Origin of the sequence: Antrihabitans stalactiti, assembly GCF_012932915.1 — a bacterium.
Taxonomy (GTDB): Bacteria; Actinomycetota; Actinomycetes; order Mycobacteriales; family Mycobacteriaceae; genus Antrihabitans; species Antrihabitans stalactiti.
Genome location: NZ_VCQU01000004.1, coordinates 41,543 through 61,301, shown reverse-complemented (window position 1 = coordinate 61,301; position 19,759 = coordinate 41,543). Strand labels below are relative to the sequence as shown.

The following is a 19,759-nucleotide window of genomic DNA, read 5'->3' as shown; positions in this document are numbered from 1 at the left end:
GTTGTCTGTTCGGCCGTTTCGGAGTTCATTCAGCGGGCGAGTTCGGCGAGAGCGGTTACCGCGGCGTTGTATCCGCACATACCGTGCGCTCCAGGTCCGGGCGGGGTAGCAGCCGAGCAGATGTACATGCCCGGGACGCGGAGCTTGTACGGGGACAACGTGATACGCGGCCCGAACAGCAGTTGCCGGATGTCCTTGGCCCCGCTGACGATGTCGCCGCCGACATAATTGGCGTTGTATTCGGACAGCTGCCTGGTGGAGCGAACCTGTTGTCCGACAATGCGTTCCCGGAACCCCGGCGCGAACCGCTCGATCTGCGTGGCGATCGCCGCAGTGGCATCACCGGAATACCCGTGCGGGACATGGGCATAGGTCCACACCGGGTGAATGTCACCGACCGAGCGTTGCGGGTCCGCGAGATATTGCTGTCCGACGAGCACGAACGGCCGCGCCGGCATCCGCCCCGCGTGAATGTCGCGCTCCCCGGCGGCCAGTTCGATGTAGGTGCCTCCGAGGTGCACGGTTCCGGCGCGCCGCGCGTGCGGATTCGTCCAGGGCACCCCACCCTCGATGGCGAAGTCGACCTTGAACGCAGCCGGCCCATGGCGGAATCGGCGAAACGCACGTGCCATGCGCGGCCGGAGCCGGTCCCCGAGAATGTGGGCGATTGCGCCGGGTGCCAGGTCGAACATGGTGATATCGGCGGGTGGCAGCTGTGCCGCGCTCTCGATGCGGGTCCCGGTTTCGATCTTGCCGCCGAGATCGTCCAGCACCGCGGCCAGCGCGGTGCTGATGGCTTGTGAGCCGCCGGCGGCGACCGGCCAGCCGTGCCGGTGTCCGGCGGTGATGATTCCGAGCCCGATCGCCGAGGTCATCGGGTAATGCAGCGGACGGAACGCGTGCGCCGCAACACCGCCGAACAACGCGCGGCCCTGTTCGGTCCGAAATGCTTGTGCCGTAACCGACGCCGGCAGCACGGTCGGCGCCCCGAAACGGGCCAGCGTCAGCGGATGTCTCGGCACCCGCAGCACCGGTCCCATGATGTCGGTGGACAGGGCATCGAATCGTGCCGACGGACCGGCAAATATCCGTCGCCACCGCGTGCCGTCGCGACCGAGCCCGGCGGCGGTGTCCTCGATCGACCGGTACAGCACTCCGGCGCTGCCGTCGTCGAGCGGGTGCACGCAGTCGATCTCGGGCCAGCGCCACGACAATCCGTACCGGTCCAGGTCCAAGCTGTGGAGAAACGGCGATCCGACGGCCATCGGATGAAACGCCGAACAGTGGTCGTGCAGCAGCCCGGGCACAATGGCCTCGCTGGATCGAGCACCCCCTCCGACCTCCTCGGCCGCCTCCAGCACGGTGACCTGCACTCCCGCTGCAGCCAGAGCGACGGCGGCGGCCAGCCCGTTCGGTCCGGCACCGATGACGATCGCGGTACTCATGTCACCGCCCCGAACCCCGATGCCACACCGCGGTCCTCGCGTCGACGCGCTGGGCGGGTCCAGGTCACCTGGGTGGGGATGGGACCGTTGGGCAGCCACGGTTGCTCGGCCACCGCGTCGGCCACGTTCCAGGTGCCGCGTTCGATCACCCCGAGCGCGGCGTCGATCACCTTGTAATGCTGCACCGCACTCCCGACGGCTTGCGATTCCGCCCACGCGACGACCAGCTCACCGGGCTCGAAGCAGGCTTGGTCTTGCACGGCCGCGATCATGTCTTCGTTGTGCAGGTGCCCGTCGCCGAAGTTGAACCCGATCAACGAGTTACAGACCATCTCGGCCTCGCGAACCGCACGGGTGTCGATATCGCGCAGGTGCCGCAGCAGCACCGAGAACAGGCCGCGGCCTTGGCTGTGCATGCTGCGCCACGCCGGCGACATCTGCACCAGGATTTCGGCCCACGCCGGCTCGTAGCCAAATCCGATCAGTTGCTTGACCTGGTTGGTGCTGGGGCCGGTAACCCGGTCGAGTTTGTCCTCGGCACCCGGTGTGAACGCCCACAATGCGGAGCACCAGTTGCCGGCGTACTGGCGCATCGACGGGAGGAAGGACACCAAGTCCGGGCGCACGTTCCCCAAGATCGGGAAGAGCAGCAGACCCGCCACGATCGCGGCCGTCAGCCACGACGAGGACATATCGGTGATCCCGTACCCGTCCCAGACGGGGAATCCCACGAACAAGAAGATGGTGGCGTAGGCGAACAGCACGTTCCACTCCAGCGGCACCGCGATGGGGAACGTGGAGACGATGAAGATGTGGAAAACCACCATCACGACCACCGCCGCGGTGGTCAGCGCAGGGAACGGGGAGAACAGCAACACCAGCGGGGTGATGATCTCGATGAATGTGCCCCCGCCGTGGGCGGTCACCGCAGCCAGTCGGGACGGGCGCAGATCGTTCGGGAAGTCGCGGTAGTGGGCGCGTTTGATCGACGGAAATGGTAGCGCCGGACTGTTGCTCACCATCGGTGGGATGACGTTGACGAAATGGCGGCCGAACTTGGAGCAACCCGCCCCGAGCCAGACGATGACGATCAGCAGCTTCAAAGCGATCATCATGTCGCCGAACGGGAGCACCGCGAAGAAGACCAGCGCCGGCAGGTACTGCTCCCCGCGGGCGGCCAGAAACACCGTCTTGTCGCGCAGCCCGATGACGATCAGCAACGCCACCACGGGAATGACCAGCACCGGCGCAACCAGACCGGATGTATTGTCGGGCAACAGTTCCGACAACGAGCCGCTGTGCCGACCCGGCAGGACGAGCGCGACGATCTCGGTGGCCAGCAGCGTCAGGTAGAGGAGCACGTCGACTCTGGTGCGCCTGTCCCCGGCGGTGAAGGGAACCCGTCGCCATGGCCGGAGCCGGATGGTGCCCCGCCGGGCCCAGAACAGGATGCCGCCCGTCATAGGCTTCGTTTTCCCGGCCAGCGGCCCCCACGACCCGGCGACGCCGATCGTCTCCAGCAGCAGCGTCCACAAGATGGCCTTCTGGTACACGATCGGCTGGTTCCACCACTGCGAGACATGCCAGAACGCCGCAAGATCCGACGTCACCGTCGCCACCACGACACCGCCGAGCACGTAGAACACCAGCAGCTTCACGATGTAGATCACGTGCACCACGGTCGGAACACCGAAACCGTTCTCCGCCCAACTGCGAGCCAGTATCTGCATCCGCTCCATCAGAGGCTTGGTCAAGAATTCGTCGGGATCGACGGGCGGGAGGAATGGTTGGATGAAACCCATGATCGGCTTCCTTTGCATGGCAGGGAGTCGTACTTCGTTGAAAGTCAGTGTTTTCGGCGACAAGCCCACGACTGGACCCACGCCGAGGCCGTCGTGTCGACGTGCTAGCGGCAACAACTGCGGGCGCGCCCGAGACCGGCTCGGGCACGCGGGAAGTACCTGTATTGCGTCGGCATGACGGGCCAGGAATGGCGCACCAGGGCGGTGATCACGGTGAGCATCAACGCATCGGCACGGGTCCAGTCACGATCGAGGCGTTGCCGTGCGGGTTCGGGTAACAGTCCGGTGGTGAGCCACAGGCTTACGCCCCTGACCGGGCGGCGCACCAGACGCCACACGATCGGCGGGACCCCCGTCGGAACCACCACAAAAGCGGCGCGATCTACGAACACCGAGTCGGTGGTTTGATTGCGGTCGAGCCGATTTTCCAGCACGTCGTTCCAGTACGCCTCGAAATCTACCCAGTCCGACCATAATTCGCGGGGTGCCCGCACGCCGTAGGCGTTCCAATAGGCGTGCGATTCCGCGACGAGCTGGTCCTTCTCGGCGGTGGTCAGCGGAGTGCCGAAGTGATCCTGTGTGGCGACCATGGACTCGACGAAGGTGGCGTGCACCCAGAAGAAGACCTCGGGGCCGAGCGCGTGCCAGCGGCGACCGTAGGCGTCGGTGCCGACCCGGCCTTTGTGGAAGTCGCGGACCGTGCGCCCGGTGCGTTCGGCGGGATCGTCGTAGACGACCCCGAGGATCGGTGGCAGCGACCGCAGCAGCCGATCGAACAGTTCCCACCGGAACCGCGAACTGTCCCAGAGCACCGCCCCGACCCCAGGATGCATCGCCTGCAATGTCGCCGTGCGAAGTCCGATCGGGGTCGATCGGATGTCCCCGAAAAGCTTCCAGGTCAACGACGACGAATCCAGCGCCGGGAGTGCGGCCTCGGATCGGGACGGAAGCGGGTCGGACGCGGTGCTCGTCAAGGTATCGCCCTTCGTTGCGCGAGAGAGTAACAATAGAATTTACTCTCTTACGCTAGCGCAGTACGATCCCGATGTGAAGCCCGCACAACGGTCGGTAGACGAAGTCTCGGTCGACGACGCCCCCGTGCTGGACTCATACGCCGAGGTCATCCTCACCGCAGCTCGCGGGCTACTCGTGCGGCACGGCCTGCGCCGCACCTCGCTCGCCGACATCGCCAAATCCGCGAAAGTCGCACCGGCAACGCTGTATCGACGCTTCCCCACCCGCGAGGCCCTGCTGGAATCACTGCTGGTCCGCGAAGCACAGGAGGTGCTCGCGCACGTCGATGCCGCCGTCGCCGACCTCGACGATCCCGAAGAAGCCCTTGTCGCGGCGTTCTTGGTCTTCACCCGCTCGCTCCGCGAGCACGACCTGCTCCAAGCGTTCATCGAATCCGACCCGGACCGGGTGCTGCCCATGCTCACCACCAGCGGCGCCCCCTACCTGGCCCTGGGTAAAGGGTTCCTCGCCGCACGACTGGTCGAAGCACGCGACCGCGGAGCGAAGCTCACCGCAGAGCCGGAAATACTGGCTGAAATCTTCATGCGCATCGCGCAATCGTTCATCCTCACCACCGACACCGCTCTCCCCCTCGACGACGACCGCGCCGTATCCGACATCGCGAAGGCGACGTTTGCGCGCCTTGCCTTCCACCGAACCGATGACTGAGGGCGAGTATCCGCTGCCACCAGCTTTATCCGCACTAACCACATGTGCACTTGATTGCGGGGCTCGTGTCGCGAGTCGAGCTGGATCGAAGGTCGGGTGTCACGGAGTGGCGCTGATGATGACCGGGATACCGAGTTCGGTGATCCCGCCGGAAGTGTCGCGGTCGCGGCCTCGCATCTTGTCAAGACTCACGAGTTTGGCTGCCGCGGCGTTGAGGCTCACTTTGAGGCCTTCGACTTCACCGGTCCAGCCGTTCGCGCGGGCTTCATCGATGCGGGCCCGAAGGTTGGCGATGATGTCGACGATTCGATCACGGGCGCGGGGGTCGACGCGCAAACTGGGGCATCGGATGCAGGCGTGTTCGTGTTTGCACGGAGTGCCGTAAGGGCGACCACAGGTTCCGAGTTCGAGTTTTCGCTGCTCGAAGTGCTGCTCGAAGTCGCGCCACTCCTCGTCGCTGGGCTCGCGGTATTCCTCTTCGGGTCGCAGCGTGCGTCGAGCGTCGAGATACGAACGGTAGGAGCGAACGAGCTCGTCGTCGAAGATTGCCGTGTAAGCCTGCGTGGTGTCGATGGTCTTGTGCCCGAGCAGCTTTGCCACGATATGGATGGGGAGCCCACCGCTGACAGCTTCGGTGGCGAACATGCGCCGGAAGTCATGAGGTGTGCAGCGCAGCGGCGCTCCAGCGGCGTCGCGCAGTCCCGTCCGCTGCAGTATCTGGTTGAGCCACTTCTGAATGGTGCGGTCGACCGGGATCGCCCAACTCCAGCCGTGACGATGCTGGAACAGGTGAGGTAGAGGCGATCCGATGACGCGTTCATGTTTGTCGTAGCGAGCGGTCAGCGGGATCGTCCCGCCATTCTCGGTGCGGAGTCGGGTGATGATGATCGCCAGGACGTTGGCGAGTTCCGGGCTGACGAGGAGAAGGCGTTCTTCGTTGGTCTTGGAGGGCACGATCTGCAGCATCGGGACTAGTTCGCCGGTGGCGGGCACCCGGTAGGAGACGAGAGCCAGGTGGGTGATTTCGAGGAGCTCTTCGACTCGGATGCCGGTATGGCGAAGGGTTTCGATGACAGCCCAACCCCAAAACGACTCGTGTTCCTTCTTGCCCACGTCGATCTGCTCGCCGGTCGTGAGATCCTCGATCCGAGTCGGTGGTTCCAACAGCTGGTAAGCGCCGCGACGATCGAGGGATTTCAGTGCCCGGCGCCGATACTGGCGTCCGGCGTGCTCGAAGGTCTGACCGACGGCGGCGGCATTGGTCGCGGCGAGAAGGGCGGCCTGCTCCGTCTTGAGGCGTTCGGCGGTGTCGACAAGTATCGGCAGATGCGGCAAGCGTTCACGGACGCGCTGGTGCATCGCTGCGGTCGTCTTCGCTTTGGCCTTTATGAATCCAGCGGTGTCGTTCTTGCGGATGGGATTCGGGAAACTCCATGCAGCCCAGGCGGGATCGTCGGCCGCCCACTGCTGAAGATCTCGATAGAAGGAGCGGACGGTGATCAGGATTCTTGTGCGTTCACGTCGCGGCCGGCTACCGCCGTCGTTCGTTGTGACCGTTCGAAGACGCTGCTTCCACGCGTCGACAACCTCTGCGGGCAGATTCAGCGTGTCGAGGCCGGGGTGATGATGTTCTATGTCTGCCCAGAACACTCCCACCAGAGCCCAGATGATGTGCAGAAAGGTGTTGTAATCCAGGCCCGCCCGTCGCTCGTCGAGGTAACGAATCAAGACCTCGCGGACCGTGCGGTGCTTCACGTCGTAGGCATCGACGAGTTCGGTCGTGGTCCGCTGCCCAAGCCGCACCGCATCGGCAAGCGTGGCATATTCCTCGAAGTCCGCGACTTCGGCGAGCACACTCCAGGCGAGATCCAGGCCGCTGGGGGATTTTCTGAACACGCTGAAGTGCCATGCGCGGTATGCGAGTAGGTGCTCGGGGGTGAGCTCGTCGAGATCTCGGCCGGTGTGCAGAACAAGCTTGCTTGCCACTACCAGTGCACAGTTGTGTTGACGACGGGTGCCGGCGAGTTGGCCGGCACGCGAATCGAACCGTTCGAACAGGTCCGGCCGGAAAGCTGCACGCGCTCTGGGATAGAGCGTCGCGGGGTTGTAGCTGGTCAAAAATCCGTAGCTGGGAAAGACGATTCGACCGCGCAACAGACGCGCGACCCCGTCCATTAATTGGGAGTGTTGGCTAGATGGGATGCGGGGATCGTCTGCACTGATCAGCGTGTCGATCCATGCCAGGTCATTGTCGGCTCCCGACGTGACCCAGCGGTCCTGCCATCCGGAGCCCGGGTAGGTGTCGAGCCACGACAAGATCCGTCGCGGACCGACGTCGGCGGTGCCTTTGTGCCGCCGAGCCCATGTCGAGGTGGGGAGCAACTCGAGCACCGTGTCGATCGCGAGTCGGTCTCGGGCACCGCCCGCGGCGGGAGTGATCGGTGCCAAATGATCGTGTTGTTTGTAGGGCAGGGCCGGGCGCGCGGTCCGTCGGCGCGGTTGATCGATTGGTACCTCGGTCTGCGTCATCGTCGAGGACCGCCGAACAAGATATCGAGAACCGCTTCGTCATAACCCGTAGCCACGTCGGGTGCCGGTTGCGCAGCGATCTGCTCGCGCTCGGCCAGGTGACACCGAACGCGGCGGATCACTTCGTCGTGGTCTTCGATGAGATAGATGTCTGCGGTGGTGGACAGGTGAGCGTGACCGAGGATCGTCTGCACATCACGGGCGGACAGGTTTTCGTCTCGGGCCATGCGAAGGGCCGCAGTATGCCGCAGGTCGTGCATGGTCCAGTTCGTGGAGAGCGTGTCATTAGCCCTGGTGAGAACCTTCCGGAGGGCTTCGTAGCTCATCGGCTGACGCCGCAGCCCAACACCGCGATCGCGGCGCCGCCGCGTCTGCCACAGCGGCTCGCCGGGTTCGATGCGCTCGCCGAGGTCGGCGACATACAGGCGTAGCCAGACGAATGCATCAGGACTAGCGGGCAGCCACTGTTCGGCTCGGGTGCCCTTGCGAGTGACTCGAACCAGCTGATCGCCCCAGTCGACGTCGGCCATCCGGATGTCGAGGATCTCCTGTGCACGGGCGCCGTTGCTGACAACCAGGGACAGTAGGGCGCGGTCGCGGTTTGACCGAAGCGCCTTGAACAGTTCCCGCCACCGGTCGTCGGGGATCTCGCGTGGATGCTGTTTTGGCGGTGTCGGGTTGTAGCGGATCCGCCCTTCGGGGCGAAATGGCAGCATCGGATTGTGATGCGCGTGGGGGCGGCCGTGCGTCGGGTCGAGTGGGATCGGGTTGATCAGTGGACCTTCCCCGCGTTCGATCCAGAACTCGTAAAACGAGCGCACTACTGTGGGCGAGTGTCTGATGGTGCGTATCGCGTACTGGTCGTCTAGATACCGCTTGCGGGTGATGGGGTTGATCGTGCCCGCGGTGCTGAGCGATTTCGTCCGAGGTAGGTTCCTCGGCTTGCTTGTTTGCCTCAGCCACAGCACCAGATCCCGCCCTTCAGCGGGCGTGGCTTTGTTCCAATCCACACCTAGTGCGTGCAGCCAGCGCCACCAACGCAGTAGGCCAAACGCATAGCTGCGCACCGACTTCGGGCTGTTGTCTCGCGCAACGAAGTCGGTCAGGAATATACGGACCGGCACCACCGGCGCGCTCGCGTCATCTAATACCAGCCATGGAGCAGCGCCCGCCGCGCGACGGACAGCGCCCCAATGAGGCAACACGATCGATTCGATCTCGCGTTCTACGTCGTCGAACAAGCTGACACGCCTTCCTGGTTGGACACGTGCTGTGTCTAACGGTCGGCCCGGACATACGATCACGCATCAGTCGGCGTGTCGCTCGTTAAGTCCGGTCAACAGGACGCAGGAGTGGGATCGAGTGTGAGCCCGTCGACCCGGATGTTGCAGAGGATCTTCTCGACGAGATTCTCCGTAGCTTCTCTGGATGACCTCGGCTTCCGCCAGGTCGCGCTGCCAACGCCTCCAGCTGACCTGTCCCGTTGATCTAGATTCCGTGGCGCAGCGCGACCGGTCCATTACTGGGCAGGTGGGCCGTGGTAGGGGCAGTTGTCGCCTTCGGTGCCGATGGTCCAACCGCGTGCGGCGGCCTTGGTTCGCTCGCTGCTCGCCGTCGCTTTGGACAGTTTCCGTGCGACGGTATTGCGACACCCGGCGTGGGTGCAGCGCACATTCAGTTTCCGGTTACCCACGACCATCGTCATCTTCGGCCTCCTTCATGTCGGCACGTCACTCTGACTCGGTCTGCACCGGGGGCCGTTCGTCGAGGGTTGGTGACGCGGTCGGCGACATCGCCGATACCGACACCAGACCCGAGGTTGATCGGCTCCGACGGCGTTGTCCTCCGAGGTTTTCGGGCAGGGTTGATCATTTCGCTCACGATGTTCTTCCATCGGGTTTCGTCCGTGTGAGGCCGTCGATCCGGTCGGCGTGACCGATGGCAACGGTGATGGTGTCGTGTCCGATGTCGACGACATCGCGCGCCGCAGTCAGGTGTTCGACGACTCGGGCGAGGACGTCGGCGGCTTGATCCGTTCCGACGGTCGTCGCGGGCGCGAGGTCGACGTGAGCGAACGCTGTGGCGATCGCGCCGAGTTCCACGCTCAGCCGGCGCAGCTTGGACGCGATCTCGGTGGCGTGACCGATCAGGTCTTGGATGTCGTCGAATTCGTTGGCCATCGCGTCATTCCGTCCGGGTCGTGGTGCCGAGATCTGTGTTGTCGGAGCGTGGTGTCGGTTGCTCGTTCGGATGGCGGCCGGCTTCTGACCGAGTGTTCGCGTGGGCGTTTGCGCAGGCAGGGCAGATGGTCAGTTCGGCGGTGACGACCCAGCCGTTGACGTGGGCGTCGGCGCGTAGGTCGCGACGATCGGTGGCAAAGCGCCGATCGCAGTAGGAGCAATGCAGTGGGTGGGTGTTGTCGGTGTGGTCCATGAGGGTCGCGGGTGTCGTTGTGGTCGGGTCGTTGGTTAGCGCCGGGGCGGGTGGCGGCGTTTGTTTTCCTTGCCGGTGGCAGCGTTCTCGAAGCTCGCGTTGGCCTCACGCAGTGCGGTGTTGGCGTCTTCCAGGTTCAGGATGTGTCCGATACCGGTCAGGTTGACCCCGGCGGCAAGCAGGGCGGTGATCCGACGGATCCTGGTGATGTCGTCGCTGCTGTAGCGCCGGGTTCCTCCGTCGCTGCGAGCGGGAGTGAGCAGGCCGTGGCGTTCGTAGAGTCGCAGCGACTGCGCGGGGGCGCCGGACAGTTCCGCCGCGGTGGAGATGCCGAACACGCCCTGGTCGGGCAGCGGCACACCCGCGGGTTGGTCCGGGGCGATCATCATGGCTTCGTCTTTCGTTGTCGTGGTGCGTCATTGGAAAATTGTCGTTGTCGACTCTTGATGCAGTGTAGCGCGAGTGGCACAATAAATCTATGTCGGTTACCACAGATAAGTGGTGACATCGATACTAGATTGGAGTTGTTGGAGGTGGCGACGATGTTGATGCGTACCGACCCGTTCCGAGATCTCGACCGCCTGACTCAGCAGGTGTTCGGCACCTCGGCCCGACCGACGGTGATGCCGATCGACGCTTGGCGCGAGGGCGACGAATTCGTGGTCGAGTTCGACCTGCCCGGCATGAAACCGGACTCGCTGGATCTCGATATCGAGCGCAACGTGATCACCGTGCGGGCCGAACGTCCGGATGTGGATACCGGCCGGGACATGATCGCGGCCGAGCGACCGCGTGGGGTGTTCAGCCGCCAACTGTTTCTCGGCGAGCAACTCGACACCGACCGGATCCAGGCGGATTACACCGACGGCGTGCTCCGGTTGCGGATTCCGGTGGCAGAGCAGGCCAAGCCCCGCAAGATCGAGATCGCGCACGGCAACGGACAACGCCAGGCGATCGACGCCTGACCTGGGCCAACTCGACCACGGTGGGAGTGAGCACGATGACTCGTACCGACACCCGACCCGGCACGGTCGGCGTGGTGAGCGGCATCGAGCCGTGTTGGCGCCTGGATCCCGACGTCGCGGCGTTTTTCGACGATATCGACGAGATCTTGTGTGAGGCGCTCGCCCGGCAACCGTGCCCACCCCCGCCGCGGGTCATCAGCACCGGTTTCGCGCTCGCGCCGACCAGTCCGGTCCCGGCGGCTGATCCGTCGCAGCCGCGCAGCCGCAATCGGGGGCGCACCAGCCGCGCTACGCAGCGTGCACCCCCGACGCGGGGGTGCACGGTCGCCTTCAGCGCTTGGCGAACGTGGCACTGCGACAAGCACGAACGGACAAGCTCGAAAGGCAGGTGAGGACCGCACATTCGATACAGCAGACATGGAGTCCGTGGCACCACCCCGCATCCCACACATCTCGGCGCCCAACCCTGATGCCGACCGTTCTGGTCGGGCTCCGGGAGCGCACCGCCACACGGCAATACCACCTGGTCGGGGTCGCGCCACGGCCCCATTTCCCTTCACCCCTCGAGCCTTCATCCCTCGGCAGAGCAGTGCGTTCAACCGGCGGCGCCAGCGCACCGCTCCTTCGAGGGGTCCAACGGTTGCAGATCAGGCCACACGGCGCCGCGCACAAGCACCGGGGAGGTGACGTGGACACACATCACCCTGTAGCGGACCGCCGCCATGCCGACGCTCGGATGCTCGACACCGCAGAGGGCGTGCTCGTCGCGCTGCGGCGCTGCAGTATCGACGAGGCCTTCATCGAACTCGTCCACGTTGCCAAACGTCACCATGTCCCCACCCTCGCCGTGGCTCGCGCGCTCGTCGAACATGCAGAAAACGGTATCGACTCGAGTCCTGATACCGACTCCGAAACCGACGGCACGGGCCCCGCCGACATCGCACGCCACGAGTGGGGCCACCTGTTCCCGGGCCCGCTCCGACACGAACCGGCCCACAACCGTTAGAGCCGGACTCAACCCCGAGAAGGAGCACGCATGACCATTCTCGATCCGATTCCCACCGCAGCCGAGGCCGACCTCGCCGAGCAAGCAGCGCAGGTCATCGGTAGCGACGACCCCGACATCGACTACCCCCACCAGACACGTCACACCCGAATGTCCGACACCGAGGCTCCACATGGCATCGACCTCGCGTCACCGACCGCGACCAACTGGTGTTGATCCACGTCGGTTGCCATGGGATCTAGTGCTTCGGTCATCGTCGATCCTTCCCGCCAAGCTCGCGCTCGGCGTGTCAGACCACGTTCAGATCCACCGTTGTTCTGACAGGCCCAGGAGTTGCGGGAGCGGGCAGCGAGGATGGCGGTCGAAGCGCGACGGGATCCAGTGACGCGATTGGGTGCGTTGCCGCGGACCGCTGCGCAACTGGGGGGGTGCTCCGGAGGCGTTGCGAACGTGGGTCAAGCGCGCCGAGATCGACGGCGGTATCCGGCCCGGCACCACGACCGAGGACACGCAGCGAATCGCTGAGTGCAACGAGAACCGGGAACTGCGGTGTTCCTACCCGTGTTGTCGGGGAGATGACTGGGGTATCGGATTGAGTTGCGCGGTCCGATTCACGATCGACGAAGGTGTCAGCGGATGTGGCCACTCGTCCTGCGGATTGCGGACCCAGCGGCGGGCCTCCGCAGAAGGATGTTCGTAAAGCGACGGTGCGCGCTCAGCCTAGGTCGACTGGCGCCCGCCAATAGCTAGGGTGAAGGAATGATCGGTCGACTGGCGATGGTGCTCGGAATCGTCGTCGCAGTATCCGTCGGTTGGAGTGGCGAAAGCAACGCGCAAGTGACGGTTGGTCGCGTCACGGTCAGCAGTGGGAACCTGCTGCTCGACGGGCAACGCTGGCAGCCATACGGATTCAACGCATATCAGCTGGCGACAGACTGGGACATCAACGCCGGTTGCGGCGCGACAGTCGATTTGGACCGGTTCTTCGGCGCCCTGCCGCCTCGTTCCGTCGTCCGGTTCAACGCGTTTCAAGCCTTGGCAACGAATCGCGTCACCGGTGCACGGGATTTCGCGTCGATCGACGCTGTATTCGCCGCAGCCGAAACGCATGACCAACTGCTGATCCCGGTACTCGCACCACAAGACGGCTCGTGTGATGGCAACGAGTTCAAAGAGCGGGCGTGGTACGTCCATGGTTGGCAACAGGCCGCACTGCGGCCCGCACTCAGCTTTCGCGACTGGATGGCGACTGCCGTCGACCGCTGGAAGAACTCGAAAGCCCTTGCGGCGTGGGAACTGGTCGGCGAGCCGGAAACCAGCAGCTGCCTGGACGCGGCATGCTCGTGGTCCTTGCGTGAGTGCACGGCAGACGCGGCAACCGTACTCCGCGCCTTCTTCGACACGGCCGGCGCGGAACTGCGTCGACACGACCCTCGAACTCTCATCACTGCCGGACTGGCGGGCGGTGGCCAATGCGGTGCACAAGGTGACGAGTACCGAACTGTCGGTGAGTCCCCGTTCGTCGACGTGCTGCAGTATCACGACTACGGCGCCAGCGGAGTCGCGCTGCCTGGCGACGTGTCGAACGGTCTGGCTCGGCGCCTGCATCAGGCAGCCGAGTTGGGTAAACCGCTACTCGTCGCCGAGGTCGGCGAATTGGCCGGATCTTGTGAATCGATCGCCGCCCGCGCTGCCAACATCGACGTAAAGCTCCAAGGTCAGCGCACGGCCGGAGCTGCAGGTGCGTTGATCTGGGCCTTCGTCCCGGACCCGCGACCCCAGGCTTGCACCTACGACGTCGGATACGACGATCCGTTGTGGTCGGTGATTGCCCGGCACGCCGACCAGTCTTAGCTCGGTCGCTAGCGCCGGTGGGCATCCCCGACTGCCGCTGCGTACCCCTGCGACTGCGCGAGAGCGTCCCTTACGTCGTTTCTGCCCGCGATCGCATCGCTGATCTGTTGGCTTACACGGTTGCCGAGACTGCTGAACTCGGGGATCGTCAGAAACTGAATGCCGTTGTACGGCACAGGAAGCAAGGTCGGATACTCCGGATTTGCCGCCTCCATAGCGGCGATTGTCAATGGCCCGTATGCCGCGGATGCCGTCTGGTATTCCGGGATCTCGTACGTCGAAACCCTGCTCCCGGGCGGAACTTGTGCCCACCCCAGCCGAGCGCCTACCAACCGGATGTATTCCTTGCTGGTCATCCACGACGCGAATTTCCATGCGGCGTCGGGGTTTTCGCTGCTCGCCGGAATCCCGAGCGACCAGGTGTACAGCCAGCCCGAGTTGGCCTCGTACATGATCGGGGCCGGCGCATAGCCGACCTTGCCGACAACCTGACTGGTCGCCGGGTCCTCGAGAGTCGACACCGCCGCTGTGGAGTCGTACCACATCGCGGCGTGCCCCTGCGAGAACTCCGTCGCGCATTCGAGGTACCCGCTTGCCGCAGCGCCTGGCTGACCGTAACGACGCACGAGGTCGACGTAGAAGTCAACTGCCCGTGTCACTTCCGGACTGGTCAGCTGTGCATTCCACTGTTCGTCGTACCACCTGCCGCCGAAGGTGTTGATCACCGTGTTCAACGGGGCCAGCACCTCACCCCAACCGGGCTTGCCACGCAGGCAGATGCCCGACTGCCCGTTCGTCTTGGAGTCCAATCGCGCTGCGAACTCTTCGACCTCGACCCAAGTCGGCCGCTCCGGCATCGTCATCCCGGCTGCCTCGAACAGGTCCTTGCGATACATCAGGAACGACGACTCCCCGTAGAACGGCACCGAGTACATCTTCCCGTCGTGGGACAGCGACTGGCGCAGCGAAGGGATGAAGTCGGCCTCGTCGTAGCCCGGAGTCCGCGCGATGTAGCCGGACAGGTCGCGCAGCCAGCCGTTCTCGGCCCACTGCTCGGTTTCGTAGTTGCTGATCATCACGACATCGAAGTCGTCGGCTGCCGTACTCACCGCGGCCGCGATCGTCGCACGCGCTTCGTTCTCGGACAGCTGAACGAACTTCAATTCGATGTTGGGGTTTTCGCGTTCGAACTCCGCCGAGAGAGCGACTGCGTTTTGCATCTGCGCGTTGTCGACGATCGCGATCGACACGGTGACGGTCTGGTCGGCCGACCACAGCAGGCCGTCGCTCGAACAGCCGGAGGCTACACACGCCAGCACGACCGCGAGCGCGCCGCCGATCCGTGCCCGGTTATGCATTCGCCAGTCCTCTCGAGTCCGTCGTTCAACGCCTGCCGAGTACTTCGAATACTCGCCAAACCGGTTGATCCGCACCGTCGTTCGGAACTTCGATGGACAGCGTTCCCACGCCTGCCCCGTTCTCCCAGATCGTCGGGTACCGCCGATTGACTGCGTCGGATTCGCCGCGTCCCTTGTTGGGCACGGTCAAGATGAAATGAACGCCGTAACCGCCTGGGTCGTTCAGAACCTCGGTGAAGTCTTCGTCCGACGGCACAACGAACTGCTCGGGACGGCTGGACGCGGCGAGGACCGCGAAGCCGTACACCGTGTCGGTGAGGACCGATCCCGGCGGCAGTCCCTTGGCGTCCAGATACTCGGCGAGCCTGCGCTCGGTTCCGAACGACGCAATGATTCGCTTCGCGGTGGTGGCGCTCGGCGACGCCGACGGAGACTCGTCGAACAGGTATCCGAGCGCGTATTGCTGCGGGGCCAAACGTGGTTGCAGCACACCATATGCGGTGATCGGCATTCCGACGGCAACCGCTGCTACGCCGGCGAACGCAAGCACTCTGGTGTGTCGAGGGGCCGGTCGCGGGCTGCGGTTGTACGCACCCGGACGCTTCGCGTGGAACGCGCCTTCCCGCGCGGACGTCAACTGTGCGGCAAGGACAATCAGCAGGGGCACGGCGCAGATGTAGAAGCGAATGAACCCAAATGTCGTTCCCAGTACGTAGCTCGCCACCTGGAATGCCAAGACCGCACCGAACAGCAGCGGGGCGACGACGAATTCCAGATCCCGCCGCCGCCACGCCACTACGCCGACGACGGCGAGCATGACCACCAGCGCCGGTGCGAGCACAAATATCTCGCCGAGCGCATACGAGAGGTTGTCCAGGCGCCCACCCGTCGGTCCACCGCCTGATTGCTCGAGGATCGCCGAATTGCCGTAGGCCGAGGAGAACTGGGCGAGCGCCTGGCCGGTGATCAACCAGCTCGTCGCCGACCACACGATGAACGCCGCAGTGCCGGGGACTGCCACCAGGACCGCATCGAGGACCGCACGTCGGACCAGCGTGGACGCGTTGCCCCAACCGTTTCGCGAAAGTGTCACGACGACAACCACGAAGGCTGCGGCGGCAATAGCCGCGACGGCGTCGTAGCGCGTCAGGTAGCCGAAGGCGAGCGCGAGACCGGCGAGCAACAGATCGTGGACGTCGTCGGAGTGACACCACCGGATCAGCCTGCGCACGGCCCAGCACATGAAGAACAGGAAGACTGCTTCACTCATCCCGTTGGCGCCGTAACTCGCAATCAGCGGATTCAATGCGAACAGGGCTGTAAGGCAACCGGATTGGATGGCACCGCAGCCGCGGTCACGACAGATACCGTGAATCATCACGACCGCTCCGGCCATGAAGAGCGCCGATATCGTGATTGCGGTGATGTTGTAGCGGGTCAGTGCCGGCCACCATTGGGAGAACGCAACAATCGGCAATTGCAGCAGCGCTGTCAACGGCGTGAAGATGAAACCTATTGCGCCGACATGCGGATCGCGACTGAACAGTACAGACTGCGCCGCCGAGGTGCGGCTCAACGCATCACCCATCATGAAGCCGAAACGAACGCTGAGTGTCAGCCCGAACGCAAGGTATGCCGCAAAGGCCGATCCGAAAACAGCGACAGGCCCGCGCCTCATTTCGACGCCTCGATCGGATCCGAATCGGCAGGCGCGGTCAGTCCGTGAAAAGTCTTCTCCCAGTACGACGGATTGCGAATCAGCTGCCAGCACCCTTTGAGCGCGGCAACACTCATCATCAGCCAGTACAAGGGCATCGTGAGACACGGCACCAGCAGGTGCGCGTTGTCACTTTCGCGGCAGGCGACCAGGTACATGTAGATGGTGGCGATGTTTCCGACGATCATCGAAATCAGCGCGAAGTAGTAGATGTAGGTCGGGAACAGTTCCACGACGAGGGCCGGCTGCCCGAGCAACCAGGTGACTGTCGTGAACCAGAAAATCATGTTGAGGCAGGCCGATATCGGCGTGCCGGCGAGCAACAGCGTAAACCGGTAGGTGCCGACCGCACCCAGCGCCCGATAGGTCCGCAGCGGTCGTCGCATGTGGACGAGCCAGGTCTGGAGGTATCCCTTGTACCAACGAGACCGCTGTCGGATCCAGTTGATCGGATCGCTGTTCGCCTCTTCGAGCGTTGTCGAATCCAGTACCGCCGTGGAGTAACCGGCTGACGCGATCCGAACACCGAGGTCGGCGTCCTCGGTGACGTTGAACCCGTCCCATGCACCGATCTGCTCGATGACATCGCGGCGCAGGTGATTCGATGTGCCGCCGAGCGGAATCGGCGCATTGCTCTTCATCAAGCCTGGTAGCAGGTAGCCGAACCACAACGCATAATCCGCGGTGAACCACCCCGTCAGGAGATTCTGCGAGCCGTTGTGGAACGCGAGCTTGGCTTGGACACACGCGACCGACTCGGAGACCCGAGCAAACGCCGCGACCACGCGGCGCAGCTGCAGCGGTTCGGGCAGGTCTTCGGCGTCGAAGATCGTCACGATTGTTCCCGTGGCGAAATGCAGCCCGTAGTTGCATGCTTTCGGTTTGGTACGTGGTTCGCCTGCGGGGACCAGCACGACGTCGACCACATCGCTGACACCCGACCGGCGGGCGGCGTCGATGGTGACGTCGTCGTCCTCCTCGAGCAGCAGCAGCACCTGCAATCGATCGTGCGGATAGTTCAGCGCGGTCATCGCTGCGATGAGGTCGCCGACGACTTCGGGCTCGTTGTACGCAGGGACCAAGATTGTGTAGTGCGGCAAGTCGTGATCCGGAATAGCAAGCGCCCGTTCGTCGCTGATCGTGATGATCGCCGACGCATCGAGTCCGCGCGTAAAGATCAGCACCCGGTCGACCATCATCGCGAGATAAAGGGCCGTGCACACCACGCTGAAGACGATAAGCGTCGGCTTCGGCCAGACGACGAAGCACGCGAGATACGCGACCACCGTCAAGATCGCGGTGTACTTCTGCCAGGGCACGAAAGCGACTGCAGCGGAGGCCATCGGGTCCCGTCGCGCCAGTCCGTTGATCGCGTCGTCGAGCGCCATCTCACGAAACTCTGCAGTCTCGGTTCCCACCTTCGGCGGGCGCTCGGCCGTCATGGCGCGCCCCCCGCTCGCTCGAACTGCGCCGATACCAGCCGTGTGCCGAACTCGGTCAGCAGATCGAGATCCTTGAAGTCCGGGTTCTCGTTGGCCGCGATGTGGTTGCCCCGCAGGAAGACTGCGATGCTGGTTCCGAAGTTCGACGCCATCGACGGTGCGGCAACCGGAAACTCAGCGTCGGATTCGTGATTGTCGACGCTGATCACCGTGACCCGCTGCGTTGAATTGTCGCGAATCCACGTGAACACCAACTTCGTCCACGTCAGGAGCAGATCATCGTTGACGGACGTGTACAGCGAACCTGTCACACCGTGACCGAGCTTGAGTTCCAAAGTCCGACTGGTTCGGGTGTTCGCCAGTCGGTAGAGCGTCGCTTCCGGGTACAGCCCGAGAGTCACGGCGTTGGTGGTCGTCAGCGTGTCGACCACCAGTCGCCGAGGCCTGGACCGCGCATCCCAACCCGGGTTTCCTGCGTTCGCGAGGACGGTCTGCCGAACAAGACGGGCGTCCCTTCCGAAGAACGAACGGACCCAGTCGTATTCCTCGATGCCGACCTGTCCCCACCCCGTGGGCACACCGAGCGGCTCACTCGCCGAACCCGGCGGTCCCGTTGTCGTGATCTCCGGAAAAACCGGCGGCAACGGGAGAAAGAAGAGCACAACAGTCGCAGTTGCAAGTGCGAGTCCGGACCGCACGACCGTACGCGCAGTCGTCGGAAGAACTGTCCGGCCGAGTGGCCGCTTGGTTCGCCCACGGCGGGCAAAAAGAAAGAATGCGGTACCTGTGGTGATCGCGGCGGTCACCGTGGGAACCAACTGCAAAACGATGACATGAGCGTTCGGCCATACGCTCTGCACCAACCACAGCGTCAAGAGGCCGATAATCACTGTGCATACGAATCCCCACAGCGCGCGTCGCGGAGTACGTGCCACGGCTATGCCGCCCGCCACACCGGCGATAAGCACCAGCACGAAGCTGTAATCGAATCGACTGCCGCCCATTGCAATTGCCACCATGCGATACAGGAGCGGGTTCACCGTGAGTAGCAACAACAGCCACACCGACCAGAACCGAGCAACTGGCCGCAGACCGAACAGCAGGATCGCCCCGCTGGCACTGAAAACAGTCGCGGCCAGGAGATCAAGGTGGGACAGCGAGTATTGGTTGTCGTAGCGCCGCAACCACAAACCCTCGATCGCAATAGTGACGATTACCCCGAGTCCGCCCACAATCGTGTCGATCTGCCGATCGTGGATCGGCAGTTCGCCGCTGCGGCGACGCGCAATGCCCTGTCCGGCAATGCCCGCGAGTATCGGAAGCACGAAGACGTAGCCGATCACCGAGCCCGACAGTGCTTCGTCGACGACGCGTTCCCACGTGTGCAGAAATGCGACGACGACGCATACCACCAGGAACAGCCAGCGCATTGCCAACACGAGCACGGCATGTTCGAGCACCTGGCGAACTGAGAAAGCTTCGTCCGGTCGATCGGCCGTCGCTGTCGTCGCGCTCATTCTCCGGC

At 64.0% G+C, this 19,759-nt stretch carries 19 protein-coding genes; 6 read left to right on the top strand and 13 right to left on the bottom strand.

What is annotated here, in order from left to right; all coding sequences use genetic code 11:
• Positions 1 to 29: 29 nt before the first annotated feature.
• The 3 genes from FGL95_RS12560 to FGL95_RS12550 all read right to left on the bottom strand — a co-directional run bounded on the left by FGL95_RS12560 (position 30) and on the right by FGL95_RS12550 (position 4,221).
• Positions 30 to 1,445, bottom strand: a complete 1,416-nt coding sequence (locus tag FGL95_RS12560) for a phytoene desaturase family protein (RefSeq protein WP_169587222.1) — start codon at positions 1,443 to 1,445, stop codon at positions 30 to 32.
• Positions 1,442 to 3,247 carry a DUF3556 domain-containing protein gene (locus FGL95_RS12555; RefSeq protein ID WP_169587219.1) on the bottom strand — a complete coding sequence of 602 codons (1,806 nt, stop codon included), beginning with the start codon at positions 3,245 to 3,247 and terminating at the stop codon, positions 1,442 to 1,444. The genes FGL95_RS12560 and FGL95_RS12555 overlap by 4 nt, the downstream gene beginning before the upstream one ends.
• Positions 3,248 to 3,351: 104 nt before the next feature.
• Entirely contained in the window at positions 3,352 to 4,221 is an 870-nt protein-coding gene (locus FGL95_RS12550; protein ID WP_169587217.1) for an oxygenase MpaB family protein, read from the bottom strand.
• Between the two features lie 73 nt (positions 4,222 to 4,294).
• Here FGL95_RS12550 and FGL95_RS12545 point away from each other — a divergent pair, with 73 nt between their 5' ends.
• Positions 4,295 to 4,930: a TetR family transcriptional regulator gene (locus FGL95_RS12545; protein WP_169587216.1), complete on the top strand. Its 636-nt coding sequence runs from the start codon at positions 4,295 to 4,297 to the stop codon at positions 4,928 to 4,930.
• 99 nt (positions 4,931 to 5,029) lie between these two features.
• On the opposite strand, the gene FGL95_RS12540 is transcribed toward FGL95_RS12545, so the two are convergent.
• From FGL95_RS12540 to FGL95_RS12515, 6 genes are all read right to left on the bottom strand, one after another.
• Positions 5,030 to 7,459 carry a tyrosine-type recombinase/integrase gene (locus FGL95_RS12540; RefSeq protein WP_169587214.1) on the bottom strand — a complete coding sequence of 810 codons (2,430 nt, stop codon included), beginning with the start codon at positions 7,457 to 7,459 and terminating at the stop codon, positions 5,030 to 5,032.
• Positions 7,456 to 8,700, bottom strand: a complete 1,245-nt coding sequence (locus FGL95_RS12535; protein WP_169587211.1) for a tyrosine-type recombinase/integrase — start codon at positions 8,698 to 8,700, stop codon at positions 7,456 to 7,458. The genes FGL95_RS12540 and FGL95_RS12535 overlap by 4 nt, the downstream gene beginning before the upstream one ends.
• Before the next feature lie 278 nt (positions 8,701 to 8,978).
• Positions 8,979 to 9,164, bottom strand: coding sequence for a hypothetical protein (locus FGL95_RS12530; RefSeq protein WP_169587209.1), 186 nt, complete (start codon positions 9,162 to 9,164; stop codon positions 8,979 to 8,981).
• Between the two features lie 172 nt (positions 9,165 to 9,336).
• Positions 9,337 to 9,639, bottom strand: a complete 303-nt coding sequence (locus tag FGL95_RS12525) for a hypothetical protein (protein WP_169587207.1) — start codon at positions 9,637 to 9,639, stop codon at positions 9,337 to 9,339.
• A gap of 4 nt (positions 9,640 to 9,643) precedes the next feature.
• Positions 9,644 to 9,892 carry a hypothetical protein gene (locus FGL95_RS12520; protein ID WP_169587205.1) on the bottom strand — a complete coding sequence of 83 codons (249 nt, stop codon included), beginning with the start codon at positions 9,890 to 9,892 and terminating at the stop codon, positions 9,644 to 9,646.
• 35 nt (positions 9,893 to 9,927) lie between these two features.
• Positions 9,928 to 10,278, bottom strand: a complete 351-nt coding sequence (locus FGL95_RS12515) for a MerR family transcriptional regulator (RefSeq protein ID WP_169588138.1) — start codon at positions 10,276 to 10,278, stop codon at positions 9,928 to 9,930.
• Positions 10,279 to 10,434: 156 nt separating this feature from the next.
• Here FGL95_RS12515 and FGL95_RS12510 point away from each other — a divergent pair, with 156 nt between their 5' ends.
• From FGL95_RS12510 to FGL95_RS12490, 5 genes are all read left to right on the top strand, one after another.
• Positions 10,435 to 10,857 carry an Hsp20/alpha crystallin family protein gene (locus tag FGL95_RS12510; protein WP_169587203.1) on the top strand — a complete coding sequence of 141 codons (423 nt, stop codon included), beginning with the start codon at positions 10,435 to 10,437 and terminating at the stop codon, positions 10,855 to 10,857.
• 35 nt (positions 10,858 to 10,892) lie between these two features.
• Positions 10,893 to 11,249, top strand: a complete 357-nt coding sequence (locus tag FGL95_RS12505) for a hypothetical protein (protein ID WP_169587201.1) — start codon at positions 10,893 to 10,895, stop codon at positions 11,247 to 11,249.
• A 296-nt stretch (positions 11,250 to 11,545) separates the two neighbouring features.
• Positions 11,546 to 11,863, top strand: coding sequence for an ANTAR domain-containing protein (locus FGL95_RS32940; RefSeq protein ID WP_169587199.1), 318 nt, complete (start codon positions 11,546 to 11,548; stop codon positions 11,861 to 11,863).
• A 30-nt stretch (positions 11,864 to 11,893) separates the two neighbouring features.
• Positions 11,894 to 12,079 carry a hypothetical protein gene (locus tag FGL95_RS12495; RefSeq protein WP_169587198.1) on the top strand — a complete coding sequence of 62 codons (186 nt, stop codon included), beginning with the start codon at positions 11,894 to 11,896 and terminating at the stop codon, positions 12,077 to 12,079.
• 543 nt (positions 12,080 to 12,622) lie between these two features.
• Positions 12,623 to 13,717: a glycoside hydrolase 5 family protein gene (locus tag FGL95_RS12490; protein ID WP_240962972.1), complete on the top strand. Its 1,095-nt coding sequence runs from the start codon at positions 12,623 to 12,625 to the stop codon at positions 13,715 to 13,717.
• Between the two features lie 8 nt (positions 13,718 to 13,725).
• Here the strand turns inward: FGL95_RS12490 and FGL95_RS12485 are convergent, their stop codons facing one another.
• Genes FGL95_RS12485 through FGL95_RS12470 form a run of 4 tightly spaced genes read right to left on the bottom strand, consistent with a single transcriptional unit; the run spans position 13,726 to position 19,751 of the window.
• Positions 13,726 to 15,075 carry an ABC transporter substrate-binding protein gene (locus FGL95_RS12485; RefSeq protein ID WP_169587196.1) on the bottom strand — a complete coding sequence of 450 codons (1,350 nt, stop codon included), beginning with the start codon at positions 15,073 to 15,075 and terminating at the stop codon, positions 13,726 to 13,728.
• 25 nt (positions 15,076 to 15,100) lie between these two features.
• On the bottom strand, positions 15,101 to 16,753 hold the full coding sequence (locus tag FGL95_RS12480) for a glycosyltransferase family 39 protein (protein WP_169587193.1): 1,653 nt from the start codon (positions 16,751 to 16,753) through the stop codon (positions 15,101 to 15,103).
• Positions 16,750 to 18,234, bottom strand: a complete 1,485-nt coding sequence (locus tag FGL95_RS12475; protein WP_169587191.1) for a glycosyltransferase — start codon at positions 18,232 to 18,234, stop codon at positions 16,750 to 16,752. Before FGL95_RS12475 ends, FGL95_RS12480 begins: the two co-directional genes overlap by 4 nt.
• Entirely contained in the window at positions 18,231 to 19,751 is a 1,521-nt protein-coding gene (locus FGL95_RS12470; protein ID WP_169587189.1) for a hypothetical protein, read from the bottom strand. The genes FGL95_RS12475 and FGL95_RS12470 overlap by 4 nt, the downstream gene beginning before the upstream one ends.
• Between the last annotated feature and the right edge of the window lie 8 nt (positions 19,752 to 19,759).

Coding starts and splice junctions, on each gene's coding strand:
- FGL95_RS12560 (WP_169587222.1), bottom strand. CDS start 1,445: ATGAGTACCGCGATCGTCATCGGTGCCGGACCGAACGGGCTGGCCGCC.
- FGL95_RS12555 (WP_169587219.1), bottom strand. CDS start 3,247: ATGGGTTTCATCCAACCATTCCTCCCGCCCGTCGATCCCGACGAATTC.
- FGL95_RS12540 (WP_169587214.1), bottom strand. CDS start 7,459: ATGACGCAGACCGAGGTACCAATCGATCAACCGCGCCGACGGACCGCG.
- FGL95_RS12530 (WP_169587209.1), bottom strand. CDS start 9,164: ATGACGATGGTCGTGGGTAACCGGAAACTGAATGTGCGCTGCACCCAC.
- FGL95_RS12525 (WP_169587207.1), bottom strand. CDS start 9,639: ATGGCCAACGAATTCGACGACATCCAAGACCTGATCGGTCACGCCACC.
- FGL95_RS12520 (WP_169587205.1), bottom strand. CDS start 9,892: ATGGACCACACCGACAACACCCACCCACTGCATTGCTCCTACTGCGAT.
- FGL95_RS12515 (WP_169588138.1), bottom strand. CDS start 10,278: ATGATCGCCCCGGACCAACCCGCGGGTGTGCCGCTGCCCGACCAGGGC.
- FGL95_RS12510 (WP_169587203.1), top strand. CDS start 10,435: ATGTTGATGCGTACCGACCCGTTCCGAGATCTCGACCGCCTGACTCAG.
- FGL95_RS12505 (WP_169587201.1), top strand. CDS start 10,893: ATGACTCGTACCGACACCCGACCCGGCACGGTCGGCGTGGTGAGCGGC.
- FGL95_RS12495 (WP_169587198.1), top strand. CDS start 11,894: ATGACCATTCTCGATCCGATTCCCACCGCAGCCGAGGCCGACCTCGCC.
- FGL95_RS12490 (WP_240962972.1), top strand. CDS start 12,623: ATGATCGGTCGACTGGCGATGGTGCTCGGAATCGTCGTCGCAGTATCC.
- FGL95_RS12485 (WP_169587196.1), bottom strand. CDS start 15,075: ATGCATAACCGGGCACGGATCGGCGGCGCGCTCGCGGTCGTGCTGGCG.
- FGL95_RS12480 (WP_169587193.1), bottom strand. CDS start 16,753: ATGAGGCGCGGGCCTGTCGCTGTTTTCGGATCGGCCTTTGCGGCATAC.
- FGL95_RS12475 (WP_169587191.1), bottom strand. CDS start 18,234: ATGACGGCCGAGCGCCCGCCGAAGGTGGGAACCGAGACTGCAGAGTTT.
- FGL95_RS12470 (WP_169587189.1), bottom strand. CDS start 19,751: ATGAGCGCGACGACAGCGACGGCCGATCGACCGGACGAAGCTTTCTCA.